The sequence below is a fragment of the Nocardia sp. NPDC005746 genome (assembly GCF_040630785.1).
GTDB lineage: Bacteria > Actinomycetota > Actinomycetes > Mycobacteriales > Mycobacteriaceae > Nocardia.
The window spans coordinates 66,343-81,783 of the sequence record NZ_JBEXYE010000001.1 but is presented as its reverse complement, the minus strand read 5'-3'; the positions used below and the strand labels follow the sequence as shown (position 1 = coordinate 81,783).

Here is a 15,441-nt window from a genome sequence, read left to right as displayed (position 1 = left end):
TAGGGTGGGCGCTATGGAACGCCCCGAGGTCATCCTCGAGAACGCCGATATCGTGTACGACTTCTACCGTGACCATCAGCAGAACCTGCTGAAGGCGAAGGCGGCCTACTGGCTGCTGGGTCGTCGCTACCGGCCCCGCGTGACCTATGCGGCCGGGGCGCGGGAGAAGTTGCGCGAGTTGATCTCCCAGCGGCGTCCGCTGCTCATCGCGGTGAACCACCTCTCCCAGCTGGATCCGTACACGGTCGCCGCCGCGGCCTGGCGCAGCGCCTTGCGGCCGGTCATCGGACGCACCCGGGTGCTGGCCAAGGACGAGCTGTTCACCGAGCCCAAGCTGCGCGAACGCATCGACATGATGGGCGGGATCCCGGTGTTCCGCGGCAAGGACCACGGGCTGCGCGCGGTCAACGCGGCTGGGCAGCGCATGATCGACATCTGCGCCGAGCGCATGGCCCGCGGGGACGGGATCGCGGTGTTCCCGGAGGGGACCTGCAACGATGTCGACCCCACCCAGGTGCAGACCATCGGAAGCGGCATCGGGCACATCGCCTTCCGAGCCAAGAAGCTCGGCGCCGAACCGGCGCTGGTGAGCCTCGGGCTCAGCTACGGACCGCGCCTGGATCCGGCGGTGGAGCCCACCAAGGAGGAGGCGTACTCGGCCAGCTTCTACTTCGGGGTGCCGGTCGCCGGGCTGCCCGCCAAACCGGCCGAGATCACCCGGGTGGTCCGCGACGAACTGCAGGTCGCGCTGGACGGAGCGGTGAAGGAGTACTAGGCGTCAGTGCTGCGGCAGATTGAGCCGTTCCCGGGACCAGTGCGGCACCAAAGCCAGGTATTCGGGCCGGGATTCGACGAAGTGGTGCACCATCGGGCACAGCGGCAGGATCCCGAACCCGGCGTCCCGGGTCTGATCGAGCGCGCCCTGCACCAGCTTGCGCCCGTACCCCTGCCCCTCGAACTGGGGATAGATCTCGGTGTGCACGAAGGCCCGCTCATTGGCGGTGTCCTGATACGCCGCGACCCCGGCGAGGTAATCGTCGATATACAACTCGAACCGCTCCAGCGCGGAATTCTTACGGACCTCGATCGACTGACTCGGCATGCGTGCGACGCTAGTTCCCCGGCCCTGGCAATTTGTCCGTTTGGTCGAACCGTGTCGCCTGGCGTGTCGCTTTCCGCCGCAGCGATCACACTGGACGCATGACGGACCCACGGCCGCGCCGGGTGCTGCTCGCCCCGGACAAATTCAAGGGCTCACTGACCGCCGCACAGGTGGCGGACGCACTCGCGGCGGGAATCACCCGCGCCGACCCGGGCGCCGAGGTGCGGCGCTCACCGGTGGCCGACGGCGGCGACGGCACCGTGGACGCCTTCGTGGCGGCGGGCTGGGAGCGGATCGAGGTCGACAGCTTCGGGCCCACCCTCGCGCCGGTGACCACCTCCTACGCGGTGCGCGGTCGGACCGCCGTGGTGGAGCTGGCCGCGGTGAGCGGGTTCGCGAAACTGCCGGACGGGCAACCGGATCCCCTGCACGCCAGCACCTACGGCGTGGGCGACGTGATCGGTGACGCGCTCGACCGGGGTGCGCGCGACATCGTGCTCGGATTGGGCGGCAGCGCCTCCACCGACGGCGGCGCGGGCCTGCTGCAAGCCCTCGGCCTGCGCATCCTCGATGTCGACGGCCACGAATTGCCCTGCGGGGGAGCGGCTCTCGCGCGCGCCGTACGCGTGGACCGCAGCGATCTGCATCCCGGCCTGGCCGATGCGACCGTGACCCTGGCCAGCGATGTGGACAACCCGCTGCTCGGTCCCGACGGCGCGGCCGCCATCTACGCCCCGCAGAAGGGCGCGGACCCCGAGCAGGTCACCACTCTCGAAGCGGCACTGAAGAATTGGGCCGCCGTGCTCGGGCCGGAATGGGCGGACCGGGCGGGTGCGGGCGCGGCGGGCGGCACCGGATTCGGGGCGCTGGCCGCTCTCGGCGCGCGACTGCGCCCGGGCATCGAGCTGATCCTCGACCTCATCGACTTCCCGGCCCAGCTGAAGGACGCCGACCTGGTCGTCACCGGGGAGGGCTCACTGGACGCGCAGAGCCTGTCCGGCAAGGCCCCGATCGGGGTCTGCCGCGCGGCCCGGGCGGCGAGCCTGCCGGTCATCGCGGTCGCGGGCCGGGTGCGGCTGACCCCGGACCAGGTGCGGGGCGCCGGATTCGAGGCGGCCTACGCGCTGTCGGAATTGGAGCCCGACCCGGCCCGCAGCATGGCGGATGCCGCGGATCTACTGGAACGGATCGGTGAGCGGATCGGCGGAGCCTAGGCGGACGGGGTGAGCGCGCGGCCGGGAATCCGGTTCCGATTGCGGTCGCCCCACTCCTCCAGCGGTCGCAGGGCCGCGCTGAGCTCCTCGCCCAGCTTGGTCAGCGAATACTCCACGCGCGGTGGGATTTCCGGGAAGATCTCCCGGTGCACCAGACCGCTCGCCTCCATCTGCCGCAGGTTCTCGGTGAGCACCTTCTCGCTCACGCCGGTCAGCAGCTGCCGGATCTGCCCGAAGCGCTGCGTGCCCTCGGCCAGCACCCACATCAGGTGCAGTTTCCATTTGCCGCCGACCGCGCCGATGGCGATGGACATGCCGCACACCTCGTGATCCCCGTCACCGCCGGTACTCATCGCGCCCTCCTGACCAGATCGCCAACTTCCAGGTAAGCAACCGCACCCGCGGGTGCGGTCTTCCCGAGGCTACCGATCCCGGGCCACCATCGATTACGGCGCGCCACCACAGAACAGCCGAAATCGAAGGGGTACAGCATGTCCGATCAGCGCAATTCCGTCACCGTCATCGGCCTGGGCCCGATGGGCCGGGCGATGGTGAAGGCATTCCTGAAGGCCGGGGTCGAGGTGACGGTCTGGAACCGCAGCCCCGAGAAGGCGGACGCCATGGTCGAGCTCGGGGCGAAGCGGGCGGGCACCGTCGCCGAGGCGCTCGACGCCAACGAGGTGACGGTGCTCAGCCTCACCCACTACGCGGCCATGTACGACGTTCTCGGGCCGGACGCGGATCGCCTGCGCGGCAAGGTGATCGCCAACCTGTCCTCGGATTCACCCGAGCAGTCGCGCCGGGGCGCGGCGTGGGTGCGGGAGCGCGGCGCCGAATTCCTGTCCGGCGGCGTCATGTCGGCGGGCAACAATATCGAGCACCCGGCGTCGTACATCTTCTACAGCGGCCCGCGCGCGGTCTTCGACGCGCACGCCGAGCTGCTGCGCCCACTCGGCCCGCAGGAATACCTGGGCGCGGATGACGGTCTGGCCCAGGTCTTCTACCAGGGCCTGCTCACCATCTTCCATCCCTGGCTGCTGGCCTTCGACCAGGCCACGGCCATGATCGCCCGGGCAGGCCACGACATCGCGCAGTTCGTGCCGTTCGCGGTGCGCTCCAATGCCGCCTTCCCGTACTTCATGGAGCAGTTCTCGGTGCGGAACGCGAGCGGCGGCTGGGCCGACCTGGCGGGGCTGCGCATGATGGACGCGGGCGCCCAGCACGTCATCGACGCCAGCGAGGAGGCCGGCGTGGACGCCACGCTCTCGCACACCGCCCAGGAGTTCTGGCGCCGGGCGGTGGCCGCCAGCCTGGCGGCCGGGAACCCGGTGTCGACCTATGAGCTGATGGCTCAGGCGGTTTCGGAGCCGATGCGCGGGAATGGGGTGGTGGAGAAGATGATCTCCACCGGCACCTCGAAATAGGTCGCCAGCCGCAGCGCCAGGTGCAGGCTCGGGCTGTACTCGCCGCGCTCCAGATAGCCGACCGTCTGATAGTGCACGCCCAGGGCCTCGGCCAGTTCCCGCCGCGAGATACCGCGCTCGGCCCGCAACATGGCGATCCGGTTGTAGATGACCTCGCTGTTAGTAGGCACGCGCCATGGCCCTCTCGCGGCGGGCCGCCACCGCCGCACCCGATTCGCGGCGGGCCATGCGGCGCAACACCATCGGCGCGATCAGGATGCCCGCGACCGCCCACACGCCCAGCACCGCGACGGTCTCCAGGTGCCGCCAGGAGTGGGTCAGCTCCACCACCGAAGCACTGTCGGGCAGCATGGCCGAGCGCATGCCCAGGCCCATCCAGTAGATGGGGAACACCTGCGCCACCACCTGCAGCCAGCCGGGCAGGCCGGTGATGGGGTAGAAGATTCCGGAGATCGCCACGAGACCCATGATGGGGAACGAGACGAAGCCGATGCTGCGCGGGCTGTCGAACGCCGAGCCGATGATCGCGCCCAGCGGCAGGCACGCCAGCAGACCGAGCGCCAGGATGCCGATCAGGGTGGCCCACGCGCCGACGCTGTCCAGGCTCACCCCGCCGATGGCGAACAGGCCGAAACCGAGGATCAGGGCCACCTGCACCACGGTGACGCCGGAGACCGCGGTGACCTTGCCGATCAGATAGCCCAGCATCCCGTTGGGAGTGGCCTTGGCGCGCAACAGGGTCCCGTCCTCGCGATCCATGGCCAGGCCCTGGGCGATGCCGAACATGCCGGTGAAGGCGACCAGCATGCCGAGCACGCTGGGCAGCGCCAGCGCGCCCAGGCCGACGCCGGTGCCCTCGAAGTCGCCGTGCCGCATGAAGAACACCGCGACCATGGTGGCCACCGGCCAGAAGAACTGCGAGAAGATGTCCATCCCGTTGGTGAGGGTCTGCACCACTTCGATGCGCCCGCGCCGGAGCCCGGCCCGGATCGCCATGGTCGTCGGGTTCATCGGGCCACCTCTTCCAGACTGTGCAATTCGATGTCGCCCTGACCGGATTCGAACCGCTGGACCAGGGTCATGTAGGTGTCCTCGAGCGAGGCGCGGCGCACCTCCAGCTCCTCCACGGCCTCGCCGAACTGCTTGAACAGCTCGTGGACGAACTTGGTGGACTCGGTGGTGGTGTGCACGAAGCGCTGCCCGTCGCGGGTCCACTTCACCTCGGCCTCACCCGCGATGCGGCGGGAGAGCTGATCGGCGGAGCCGTCGGCGATGATGCGGCCGCCCGCCAGGATCAGGATGCGGTCGGCCAGCTTCTCGGCCTCGTCCAGATCGTGGGTGGTGAGCAGGATGGTGGTGTGGTCGTCGTCGGCGAGACGGTGCACCAGGTCGTGGAATTCACGGCGCGCCTGCGGATCGAAGCCCGCGGTCGGCTCGTCCAGGAACAGTAGTTCGGGGCGGCCGACGATGCCGATGGCCACGTCCAGGCGGCGACGCTGGCCACCGGACAGGGTCATCACCTTGGCGTCCGCGTGCTCGGTGAGGCCGACGGCGGCGATCAGTTCGTCTGTGTCCCAGGGCCGTCGGATGGCGGGGGTGGAGTAGGGCGCGTAGAACATGCCCAGGTAGTCGAGGAGTTCGCGCACCCGCCATTTGCCGTGGTCGCGCCACGATTGCAGCACCACGCCCAGGCGCGCCCGCCAGGCTTCGCCGCCGTGCGCGGGGTCGGTGCCGAGCACCTCGACCCGGCCCGCCGAGCGCATGCGGAAGCCCTCGAGGATCTCGATGGTGGTGGTCTTGCCCGCGCCGTTGGGACCGAGCAGGGCCAGCACCTCGCCGCGATGCGCCTGGAAACCGACCTCGTGCAGCACGTCGCGCGTGCCGTAGCGCATACGCAGATTCTCGACGTCGAGTACAACGTCCTCGCCGACCGTCATGACACCCCTCGGTAGTAGAAGACGGATCTTATGTAGCATAACTACTATATTTTGAGGTGCTCAAGCTATTTGTCCAGAACGTAAAAAAGGGCCCGGCTCTGGGGAGAGCCGGGCCCTTCGTCGAAGGATTCGCGCCGATCGGCGCGTGCTGGGGAACCGGTCAGCGCGTGCTGAGGAACTCGATGGCCGCCGCGTAGCCCTGGATGCCCATGCCCGCGATCACCGCGGTCGCGATCGGGGACACGAACGAGTGGTGCCGAAACTCCTCGCGGGCGTGCACATTGCTGATGTGCACCTCCACGATCGGCACCTCCGGGATCACCAGCGCGTCCCGCAGCGCCACCGAGGTGTGGGTGAGCCCGCCCGGGTTGATGACGATGCCGGACTCCACACCGCGGGCGGCGTGGATGCGGTCGATCAGCGCGCCCTCGTGATTGGACTGGAACGCCACGATCTCGCGATCGAACCGGGCCGCGGTCTTGCGGCACAGTTCGACCACATCGTCGAGCGTGTCGGCCCCGTACACCTCGGGCTGACGGGTGCCCAGCATGTTCAGATTGGGGCCGTTGAGCACCAGGATCGGACCGGTAGCAGGCATGCGCCCACTCTATCGGCCGGTCCGGCGATCACAGGCCGCGCGGTCCCTCCGTCCGCAGATCGTCGACTTTGCGCATGGCCGTGCGCAATTCCCCGAGCCACTCCTCGGCGTGCTTGCCGGCCAGTTTGACCGTCCAGGCCAGCGCGTCGGAGCGGGAGCGGGCGACCCCGGCGTCGACGAGGGTGTCGAGCACCTTGCGCTCGGGCTGGCGCAATCGGGTCATGACCGGTACGGCCAGATGGGTGAACATGATTCGTTCGCCGTCCACGAGCACGCCCCAGGCGACATTGCGGCCGTAGCGGGCCTGCGCCTCCTGGGCGATCTGCATGCGGGCGGGCCGGGTGGACTCCCGGAAGCGGGCGAGCAGGCCCTCGCGGGTGGCCTGTGGGACGCCGGCCGGGGCCGCGTCGGCGGCGGGGGCGTCCGCGCCGGGTTCGGCGGCGGGGGCGGATTCGGCTGGGGGGAGGGGGAGTTCGCCGAGGACGACGATTTCGTCGCGATCGACCTCGAGGGTTGCGGGACCGGTGAACCAGTCGGCTGGCAATCTGCCAGCGAACCAGTCGGGGGCGTCCGAGACGTCAGGGAGGTCGGCCTGCTGCCAACCGCCGGTGCGTCCGAAGCCGGGTCCACGATGTCCGTGTCTCATGTTGGTCACACTCACTTACGGCATGGAGTTGTAATGCTGATTACAACGTTACGTCGAAATTGAGGGCGTGGGTTCCGCTCTGGGAGAACGGGGTCTCGAGGCATGGTCACGAATCGCGCGCGGGGCTGTCACCAGTGAGAACCGAATGGTCTACCGAGTCTCGAACACGCCAGTGCTGTAACCGACCGGTGATCATGTAACTGGTCCCTGCTGAACGATTTCGGCACTATGGTGATGCTCAGTATGTGCGCACCTGGTGGAGAAGGTGGCGCCGCGGCGTTCGGAGCGCGGTACCGTGGACCTGATGCTGATGTGGCCAGAGTGAAGAGTGGGCGATATGGATGTGTGGGGATCCCGCCGCTTCCGAGTTCGGGGTGCGATCGCACTCGCGGGTGTGGCGGCCGTCGCGATCGCGATGGGGTCGTGTGGGTTTCGGGACAAATCGACGGGCGCGGAGAACGTGGTCGAACAGTTCACCTCGCTGATCGACAAGAAGGACTACGACGGAGCGTCGCGACTGACCTCCTATCCGGCGGGCGCTTCGGCAACGCTGAAGCAAGTTTTCGAGGGCCTGGGGTCGGGTAAGCCCGACTACCGCGTGACCCAGTTCATCAAACTGGACGGTACGACTGGCCTCTTCTCCATGACCGGCGCCTGGAACTTCGGCGAGAACCGGAACTGGAAGTACGACCTCAACGGCACCGTCCGCAAACTCAGTGTGGGCTGGCGCATTTCGTGGGATCCCGCCCTGGTCATGCCGCAGCTCGACGCCAAGCGGACCGCCAAACTGGTCCGCACCGAGGCCCACCCCTCCCCGCGGGTGAACGACATCGTCGGCCAGCCGCTCATGACCGAGCAGACCATCAATGTGGTCAAGCTGGACCCGGCCAAGATCGCCGACCCGGTCGCCTCGACCAACGCGCTCGCCGCCGCCATCGCCCCCGTCGCCCCGCTCATCGACGGACCGGCCCTGATGCAACAGCTTTCGGCCGCGCAGGGCAAACCCATCACCGCGGTCAACCTGCGCGACGGCGACTTCGCCATCCTCGAACCGCGCATGGCCCCGATCCCGGGCGTGGTGCTGGAGAAGCAGCCCAAGCTCATCTCCGCCGACCGCCGGGTGTGGTCGCCCATGCTCGACGCGCTCACCAAGGTGTGGGACGAGAACCGCGACAGCCACTCCGGCTGGGGCGTGCAGCTGTTCGAGCCCGATGGGGCCATGGTCACCCAGCTCGCCGGGGAGCAGGGCCCGCCAGGACCCGACGTTCCGGGCACCATGGACCAGCACCTGCAGCGCGCCGCCGAGGACGCCGCGGTGAGCACCGGCTCGCCGACCTCCATCGTCGCCATCCAGCCCTCGAGTGGGGCCCTGGTCGCGGTCGCCCAGAACAGTCAGGCCAGTGAGCGCGGCAATATCGCCTTCACCGGGCTGTACCCGGTCGGCGGCATGATCGAGCTGTTCAAGAATGTCGCCGCGGTCACCAAACACAAAGCGCCGCAAGATGTCTCGGTCGGCGATGCCGCCGACGCGGCCAGCCTGCTCGGCATCGGCATCGACTTCCGGGTGCCCGGCCTCGACGAGACCACCGGCCGTCTGCCCACCGGGAAGAACACCGCCGAGAACGTCGGCCGCGGCAATGCCGCCGACTCGCTGCTGGCCAGCCCCTGGGGCATGGCCATCGCGGCGGCCGCGGTCGCGCGCGGGCAGGTGCCCAAGCCGATGATCGCCATCGGCCAGCCGGCCACCACCGAGGCCGACCTGGCCGCGCTGCCGCCGGAGGCCACCGACCGCTTGCGCGCCATGCTGCACGACGGCGGCGGCGCGCCGGAGATGGCCGCCCTCGGCCGGTATCGCGATGTCCAGGTCTACAGCGCCACCACCGGCAACAACGGGTGGCTGGTCGCGACCCTCGGGGATCTGGCCTTCGCCATCCACATCGAGGATCCCGACAGCGGCGACCTCACCGCTCGGGTGGCCGCCCGGCTGTTGCAGTCGCTGGCCACCCCGGACTAGCGGCGGTTCAGCGGGAGGACACCGCCTGCGCGGCCGCGCGCCAGCCGACCAGGAACAGCCCGAGGACGGTCGCGGCCACGATGACGAAGCTGACCGCGACGCCCTGACCCGACACCGCGCGCAGCAGCATGCCGCCCGCCAGCGTGCTCAGCCACACGATCACGCCGGTCGGCCACACCGTGCGGCCGTCGAAACGCCGTGCCGCCGAGACGCCTTCCCGGCCCGCCGCCACCGCCGCCGCGAGCACCCAGCCCAGCAGCAGCCCGGTGCCGAACGGCCAGAACGTGCGCAGCAGGCCCGCGGCGATCGCCTCGTCGTGACTGCGCCGCCCGATCGCGCAGAACACGATCACCAGGGCGACATCCACGACGAAGGGCACGAGTTTCTTCACGCGGGACAGGCTATCGGGCCGCCCGCGAACGCTCGTGCAGGGACACCACGCTAAAGATCCGGGGCGGCGGGGGAGCCCGGGTCCGCGGGAGGCGCTGCGCGGCGGCGGTCCGTGACCAGCGAATTGCCGCGCTCCTCGAACTCCTTCTCCAGTTCGGCGTCACCGGCCTGCGGCTTGCGGAACAGGAACAGGAACACGATCCAGCCGACGATCGCCACCAGGATGAAGCTCACCAGCCGGTAGAGGAAGGCGGCGGCCACGGCCTGCGCGGCGGGCAGCCCGGCCGCGGCGGTCAGCGAGTAGATGAGGGTCGCGTCCACGTAGACGATGCCGCCGGGAGCCAAAGGAATGGTGCCCACGGCCTTTCCGGCCGCGAAAGCCAGCATGAGCGCCGCCCAGCGCGGGTCCGCGCCCACCGCGTAGCAGGCGAATCCCAGGCAGGCGACGTCGGCGAGCCGGTGTACCAGTGCCCAGGCCACCACCCACGCGCCATCGCGTTTGCCCAGGTCCACCGATTCCAGCTGGGACATGATCTCCTCGATCTTGTCCATGCCGTCGTCCGCGGGTCTGCGTCTGATCCGGTTGACCAGGTGCAGGATTCGCTGCAGCAGGCCCTGCACCCCGTCCGGGTGCCGGGACACGTAGTTCACCGCCCAGATCAGCAGCGCGACCGTGCCCAGCGTCAAGATCACCTTGGCCGGACCCACCCGGTCCCCGGCCAGCACCGTGCCGAACAGGCCCAGTAGCGCCAGCCCCGCCGCCGCCACCACGCCCGACATCACCAGCTGCCAGGACGCCACGATCGGGCTCGCTCCCCAGCGGCGGGTCTGGCGGTAGGTGAAGGCGGTCGAGAACACCTGACCGGCGGGCAAGGTCAGCGACATACCGGTGGAGCCGTACACCACCGACACCGACTTGCGCTGACTCACCTCCACGCCGCCGGCGTGCAGCAGCTGTTTCTGGATGCGACCGAACCCGGACATGGAAACCGCCTGCATGAGGATGCAGGCGGCGACCCAGCCCCAATGTATTTCGGTGAGGTTCTTCCAGGATTCGTGCAGGCGGGGATATAGGTAAATGCCCTCGGAAATCAGCAGTCCCACGAGCGCGGCGCCCAGCACCCATTTGGCCCACCAGAATCTGCCACGGCGCGCGTTGTCCGCGGGCGGCGTGGGTTCGCCGTCCAGCTCACCATGGGCCGTCACGTCGTCAGCCTAACGAACTCGCCGCCGCCTCGTCTGCAGCAGCGGGGTCGGTGCTTTCCCGCGGCCACGCCAGCCGGGTTTTCCGGCGGCGGCCACGCAGTTGCACTTCTTCTCCGGTCTGCCAATGCCGCTGTTCGTTCTCATCGGCGAAGAACAGGGCACTCGACGAGGTCAGGACGCGTTCGGGCCGATCTTTCGCGAGTTCGGTCAGACGCGACGCCTCGTTCACCGGATCGCCGATCACGGTGTATTCGAAACGATTTGCACCGCCGATATTCCCGGCCACCGCGAGCCCGGCCGAGACGCCGATCCCGATATCCAGGCCGACCACCTCGCGCAGGGCTTCACGCAGTTCACGGGCCGCGGCCAGGGCCGCGGTCGGCGCGTCGGGGCGATCCAGCGGCGCACCGAAGATGGCCAGCGCGGCGTCGCCCATGAATTTGTTGATGAGCCCGTGATGGCGGTCGATGACATCGACCACGACCCGGAAGAACTCGTTGAGCAGGCTGACCACTTCGGTCGGCGGGCGTTCCGCCGCGGTCGCGGTCGAGCCGACCATGTCCACGAACAGGACCGCCACGAATCGGGTTTCACCGCCGAGTTCGGTGCCGTACTCCAGGGCGCGCCGGGCCACATCCTCGCCGACATGCTGACCGAATAATTCCTGCAGTTCCCGGCGTTTCGCGGCCTCGCCCATCATTCGGTTGAAGCCAACCTGCAGCAGCCCGATCTCGGAGCCGTCGAAAACTTCCACCTGCACATCCCGGGCGCCTTCCTGCACCCGGTCGATGGCCTGGCTGAGCTGGCGGATCGGATCGGAAATGGACGAGCCGGTGAGCATGGAAAGCGCCAGCGCCTGCATGATCACCACGCCGCACAGCAAGAGAATCGAGACCGCCAGCGACTGCGCGGAAAATTGGACGCGAGAAGAAATCTGGGTGACGCACAGCAGCACGATGGCGATGGTCGGCGCGAAGGTGCCCATCCCCCAGGTCATGGCCATCCGGGTGCCGACACCCGCGGTCAGGGTGTGGTCGAAGGCCCCCACGGTCAGCGCCTCGGCCGCGACCGGCCGCAGAATCCGTTCCCCCAGCATGTAGGTGAAGCCGAAAACGATGGTGGCGGCCATACATTCGGTGACGATCACCGCCGCCGCCAGCTCCGGGGTGCGCACGATGATCAGCGAGGCCAGCACCGCGCCGCCGATCAGCCACAACACCAGATGCACGATGGCCTGCCGCAACGGGGCGTGCAGCGCCGCCATCTGCTCTTGCCGCGACGGCGGCCCGCCCCGCATCTGCCACCGCATCACCGGCCGCAGCATCAGCGCCGACGCCGTCACGCTCAGGAATCCGCCGATCACGAAGACCAGCGCGGGCACCAGCAGCCCGGTCTCGCGGGTCGCGCTGGTGCCGCCCTCCGGCACCGGCAACCCGTACTCGATGAACGCCCACACCAGGACAGCGCCGAACGCGTTGGCCGCGAGCATCGAAGCTAAGTACAGCGGCCAGCGGGTATGCATGGTCTGTTTGACCGCTTCCAGGGGCGCTGACACGAGCTCCAATCTAGCGGTGCTCGATTGCCCTCCGCTTCGCTGCGGGCGGGTTCGCGGCGCTGGAGGTCTCGTCGGTCCAGAACGAGACGCGCCGCGAACCTCCATGGAATCGCCTGAGATAGGCAGGTCGGAACGGTGTTTCCCGGCACGCGCCTAGGACGGGGAGCCGTGCGGGCACAGTAGGCTCGCCGGTGTGAGCGAGGAGCAGGCACTGTCCAGCAGATCCGACGAGCCCGGCGGAGTACGGCGGCGCGACGCGGAGGCTGTGCACCCGCTCGTCCGGCAGACCGCGGAATGGAGCTGGCGGCTGCTCCTCATTCTCGCGGCGGTGGTCGCGGTCGCGTATCTGGCACGGCGGCTGTCCACGGTGACGATTCCGATTTCCATCGCGCTGCTGGGCGCGGCTCTGATGGCGCCGCTGGTCAATTGGATGCAGCGGTTCGGGGTGCCGCGGGCCATCGGGGTGCTGGTCGCGCTGATCGGGTCGCTCGGGATCCTGGCCGGGATCATGACCTTCGTCGTGGAACAGTTCGTCTCCGGTGTGCCGCAGCTGTCCGACGAGTTCAAGACCTCCGTGCACCAGGTGCAGGACTGGCTGATCAACGGGCCGCTGCACCTGAGCAACGATCAGATCCGCAACGCCGGCGACACCATCGTCAAGACCGTCGAATCCAACAAGGACGCGCTCACCAGCGGGGCGCTCACCACCGCCACCGTCATCGGCGAATTCTTCACCGGCGCGTTCCTGACGCTGTTCATCCTCATCTTCTTCCTCTACGGCGGCGACCAGATCTGGGAGTTCTGCACCCGCATCGTCCCGACCGCGCACCGGGCGCGGGTGCGGGCGGCCGGACGGCTCGGCTTCGGCACCCTCACCGGCTTCGTCCGCGCCACCGTGCTGGTGGCGGCCGTGGACGCCATCGGCATCGGCGCCGGCCTGGCCATTCTCAATGTGCCGCTGGCGCTTCCGCTGGCCTCGCTGGTCTTCATCGGCGCGTTCATCCCCATCGTGGGTTCGTTCATCGCCGGCTCGGTGGCGGTGTTCATCGCCCTCATGACCAAGGGCCTGGTCACCGCGCTCATCGTGCTGGGCATCACGGTGGCGGTCATGCAGCTGGAAGGCCATGTGCTGCAACCGTTGCTGATGGGCCGCGCGGTGCGCATCCACCCGCTGGCCGTGGTGCTGGCCATCGCGGCGGGCGTGGTGCTGGCCGGGCTGGCGGGCGGTCTGCTGGCGGTCCCGTTCGTAGCGGTGCTCAATACCGCCATCCGCTCGCTGCTCGCCGATTCGCCGCAGGAGCTCTACCAGGAGCTGCACAGCGGCGACCCGGACAAACCGATGTTCAGCGCCGAACCCGACCGGCCCGACCCCGACCGGTACAAGATCCCGCTGCCGGCGGCCGCGGACGAGCGCCCGGCGATCCCCGCTCCGAAGCCCGCGGGCGGAACGGCGACACCGGGGACCGAGGGTGACACCGGGGCCTGAACCCGATCCCGCCTGGGGGGCGACCGCGCCGCTGTGGCGGGCGGTGCAGGCGTTCCGGCTGGTCACCCTGCTGTACGCGGTCGGCCAGCAGATCGCCTCGGTGCCGCACTACACCAATCAGCGGCTGAGCTGGGCGCTGATCGCCGTCATGGCGGTGTGGTCGGGCATTTCCGCGATCCTGTTGTCGCAGTGGCGGATCCGCCACGAGCCGCGGGTGCGCACCGGTGTGGTGATCGGCGACCACGTGGTGGTGATCGCCCTCATCTTCGCCACCCGGCTGGTCGCGCCGTACGACTGGTACCACGGCCACCAGACCCTGCCCACCACGCTGTGGGCCGCCAATGCCGTGGTCTCCGCGGCGATCCTGTGGGGACCGTTCGGCGGCATCTGCTCGGGGCTGCTGGTCTCCGCCGCCGTCATCACCGCCCGCGCCCAATGGGATGTCGATGTCTGGCGCGACGCCACGCTGCCGGTGCTGATCTCGGTGGGCCTGGCCCTGGGCCTGGCCTCCAACACCGCCCGCCGCGCCCACGCGCAGCTCCAGCGGGCCATCCGGCTCACCGCCGCCGCCCAGGAACGCGAACGGCTGGCCCGCCAGGTGCACGACGGCGTCCTCCAGGTGCTCAGCTACATCAAGCGGCGCGGGAACGAGATCGGCGGGCCGACAGCGGAACTGGCGCAGCGGGCGGGGGAGCAGGAGGTCGCGCTGCGGGTGCTCATCTCCGAACAGGGCGAACCCGCCGACGTCAGCGGGGTGGACGAGGACCTGCGGCCGCTGCTCACCGCGCAGACCACGCCGTCCGTCTTCGTCTCCACGCCCGGCGATCCGGTGCTGCTCGGGCACTGGGCGGCCCGCGAGGTCGCCGCGGCCGTCGCCGCCGCCTTGGCGAATGTGGTCCAGCACGCCGGACCGGGCGCGAAAGCCTATGTGCTGCTGGAGGATATGGGTGACGAGATCGTCGTGAGCGTGCGCGACGACGGTCCGGGTATTCCGCCCGGGCGGCTCGCGGAGGCCGAAGGGCAAGGGCGCATGGGTGTTTCGCGCTCCATCATCGGCCGGGTCGCCGCGCTCGGCGGCACCGCGCAGCTGCTGTTCGAGGCGGTACCCGAGGACGGCGACGAGGGGGCGGGCGCGGAATGGGAGTTCCGGATTCCCGTCGAACGGCCACAATGAGAGCGGAGGCGGACATGAGCGAAGCGGCGGACCGGATCACCGTGATGGTGGTCGACGACCACCCGATCTGGCGCGACGGCGTCGCCCGCGACCTGGCCGAGGCCGGGTTCGACGTGGTCGCCACCGCCGACGGCGTGCGCTCGGCCGGAGCCCGCGCCGCCGCCGTCCGCCCGGCCGTCGTGCTGATGGACATGCAGCTCCCCGACGGCAACGGCGCCGACGCCACCGCCGAGGTGCTGCGGGTCTCCCCGCGCACCCGGGTGCTGGTGCTGTCCGCGTCGGCCGAACGCGACGACGTGCTCGACGCCATCAAGGCCGGGGCCACCGGCTACCTGGTCAAGAGCGCCTCGGCCACCGAACTCCTCGACGCGGTGCACGCCACCGCCGCCGGCCAGGCGGTATTCACCCCCGGCCTCGCCGGACTGGTCCTCGGCGAATTCCGCCGCATCGCCAGCACCCCCGCCGACCGCGACGAACCCCATCGGCCCGCGCTCACCGACCGCGAGACCGAAGTGCTGCGGATGGTGGCGAAAGGCTTGTCCGCCAGGCAGATCGCCACCCGGCTGGGGCTGAGCCACCGCACCGTCGAGAACCACGTGCAGTCCACGCTGCGCAAACTCCAGCTCGGCAATCGCGTCGAACTGACCCGGTACGCCATCGAACAGGGCCTCGAGTAGGGGAGCCGGTTCAGGGAT

The 15,441-nt window shown here is 69.4% G+C and carries 17 protein-coding genes; 7 read left to right on the top strand and 10 right to left on the bottom strand.

Features of this window, described 5'->3' with window-relative positions; translation table 11 throughout:
* Nucleotides 1-13 precede the first annotated feature (13 nt).
* Nucleotides 14-775: a lysophospholipid acyltransferase family protein gene (locus ABZ412_RS00360; RefSeq protein WP_357274558.1), complete on the top strand. Its 762-nt coding sequence runs from the start codon at nt 14-16 to the stop codon at nt 773-775.
* A 3-nt stretch (nt 776-778) separates the two neighbouring features.
* Here ABZ412_RS00360 and ABZ412_RS00355 read toward each other — a convergent pair whose 3' ends face one another.
* On the bottom strand, nt 779-1,102 hold the full coding sequence (locus ABZ412_RS00355; protein WP_357097358.1) for a GNAT family N-acetyltransferase: 324 nt from the start codon (nt 1,100-1,102) through the stop codon (nt 779-781).
* Between the two features lie 98 nt (nt 1,103-1,200).
* On the opposite strand from ABZ412_RS00355, the gene ABZ412_RS00350 reads away from it, so the two are divergent.
* Entirely contained in the window at nt 1,201-2,316 is a 1,116-nt protein-coding gene (locus ABZ412_RS00350) for a glycerate kinase (RefSeq protein ID WP_357274556.1), read from the top strand.
* Here ABZ412_RS00350 and ABZ412_RS00345 read toward each other — a convergent pair.
* On the bottom strand, nt 2,313-2,669 hold the full coding sequence (locus ABZ412_RS00345) for a helix-turn-helix domain-containing protein (protein ID WP_357274554.1): 357 nt from the start codon (nt 2,667-2,669) through the stop codon (nt 2,313-2,315). The genes ABZ412_RS00350 and ABZ412_RS00345 overlap by 4 nt on opposite strands.
* Nucleotides 2,670-2,807: 138 nt before the next feature.
* Between ABZ412_RS00345 and ABZ412_RS00340 the strand changes: the two genes are divergently transcribed.
* Nucleotides 2,808-3,740 carry an NAD(P)-binding domain-containing protein gene (locus ABZ412_RS00340; RefSeq protein WP_357274552.1) on the top strand — a complete coding sequence of 311 codons (933 nt, stop codon included), beginning with the start codon at nt 2,808-2,810 and terminating at the stop codon, nt 3,738-3,740.
* Here ABZ412_RS00340 and ABZ412_RS00335 read toward each other — a convergent pair.
* From ABZ412_RS00335 to ABZ412_RS00315, 5 genes are all read right to left on the bottom strand, one after another.
* Nucleotides 3,668-3,871, bottom strand: coding sequence for a helix-turn-helix transcriptional regulator (locus ABZ412_RS00335; RefSeq protein WP_357275871.1), 204 nt, complete (start codon nt 3,869-3,871; stop codon nt 3,668-3,670). The two genes, ABZ412_RS00340 and ABZ412_RS00335, sit on opposite strands and share 73 nt — an antisense overlap.
* A gap of 28 nt (nt 3,872-3,899) precedes the next feature.
* Nucleotides 3,900-4,751, bottom strand: a complete 852-nt coding sequence (locus tag ABZ412_RS00330) for an ABC transporter permease (RefSeq protein WP_357274550.1) — start codon at nt 4,749-4,751, stop codon at nt 3,900-3,902.
* Nucleotides 4,748-5,677, bottom strand: a complete 930-nt coding sequence (locus tag ABZ412_RS00325; RefSeq protein WP_357274548.1) for an ABC transporter ATP-binding protein — start codon at nt 5,675-5,677, stop codon at nt 4,748-4,750. The genes ABZ412_RS00330 and ABZ412_RS00325 overlap by 4 nt, the downstream gene beginning before the upstream one ends.
* Nucleotides 5,678-5,837: 160 nt before the next feature.
* Nucleotides 5,838-6,275 carry a type II 3-dehydroquinate dehydratase gene (gene aroQ / locus ABZ412_RS00320; protein WP_357274546.1) on the bottom strand — a complete coding sequence of 146 codons (438 nt, stop codon included), beginning with the start codon at nt 6,273-6,275 and terminating at the stop codon, nt 5,838-5,840.
* A 28-nt stretch (nt 6,276-6,303) separates the two neighbouring features.
* A complete protein-coding gene (locus ABZ412_RS00315; RefSeq protein WP_357274544.1) occupies nt 6,304-6,921 on the bottom strand; it encodes a hypothetical protein in 618 nt (205 codons plus the stop codon).
* Nucleotides 6,922-7,258: 337 nt separating this feature from the next.
* On the opposite strand from ABZ412_RS00315, the gene ABZ412_RS00310 reads away from it, so the two are divergent.
* Nucleotides 7,259-8,935 carry an NTF2-like N-terminal transpeptidase domain-containing protein gene (locus tag ABZ412_RS00310; RefSeq protein ID WP_357274542.1) on the top strand — a complete coding sequence of 559 codons (1,677 nt, stop codon included), beginning with the start codon at nt 7,259-7,261 and terminating at the stop codon, nt 8,933-8,935.
* A gap of 7 nt (nt 8,936-8,942) precedes the next feature.
* Here the strand turns inward: ABZ412_RS00310 and ABZ412_RS00305 are convergent, their stop codons facing one another.
* From ABZ412_RS00305 to ABZ412_RS00295, 3 genes are read right to left on the bottom strand one after another with little or no spacing between them, the layout of a single operon-like run.
* Nucleotides 8,943-9,326: a DUF3054 domain-containing protein gene (locus ABZ412_RS00305; protein ID WP_357274540.1), complete on the bottom strand. Its 384-nt coding sequence runs from the start codon at nt 9,324-9,326 to the stop codon at nt 8,943-8,945.
* 50 nt (nt 9,327-9,376) lie between these two features.
* Nucleotides 9,377-10,531, bottom strand: coding sequence for a YbhN family protein (locus tag ABZ412_RS00300; protein ID WP_357274538.1), 1,155 nt, complete (start codon nt 10,529-10,531; stop codon nt 9,377-9,379).
* Between the two features lie 4 nt (nt 10,532-10,535).
* On the bottom strand, nt 10,536-12,053 hold the full coding sequence (locus tag ABZ412_RS00295) for an adenylate/guanylate cyclase domain-containing protein (RefSeq protein ID WP_357275868.1): 1,518 nt from the start codon (nt 12,051-12,053) through the stop codon (nt 10,536-10,538).
* Between the two features lie 244 nt (nt 12,054-12,297).
* Between ABZ412_RS00295 and ABZ412_RS00290 the strand changes: the two genes are divergently transcribed.
* Genes ABZ412_RS00290 through ABZ412_RS00280 form a run of 3 tightly spaced genes read left to right on the top strand, consistent with a single transcriptional unit; the run spans nt 12,298 to nt 15,423 of the window.
* Complete coding sequence (locus tag ABZ412_RS00290; RefSeq protein WP_357275866.1) at nt 12,298-13,572, top strand: AI-2E family transporter; 1,275 nt, start codon at nt 12,298-12,300, stop codon at nt 13,570-13,572.
* On the top strand, nt 13,556-14,746 hold the full coding sequence (locus ABZ412_RS00285; protein ID WP_357274536.1) for a DUF5931 domain-containing protein: 1,191 nt from the start codon (nt 13,556-13,558) through the stop codon (nt 14,744-14,746). The genes ABZ412_RS00290 and ABZ412_RS00285 overlap by 17 nt, the downstream gene beginning before the upstream one ends.
* 14 nt (nt 14,747-14,760) lie before the next feature.
* Nucleotides 14,761-15,423, top strand: coding sequence for a response regulator transcription factor (locus ABZ412_RS00280; RefSeq protein WP_357274534.1), 663 nt, complete (start codon nt 14,761-14,763; stop codon nt 15,421-15,423).
* The last annotated feature ends 18 nt before the right edge of the window (nt 15,424-15,441 follow it).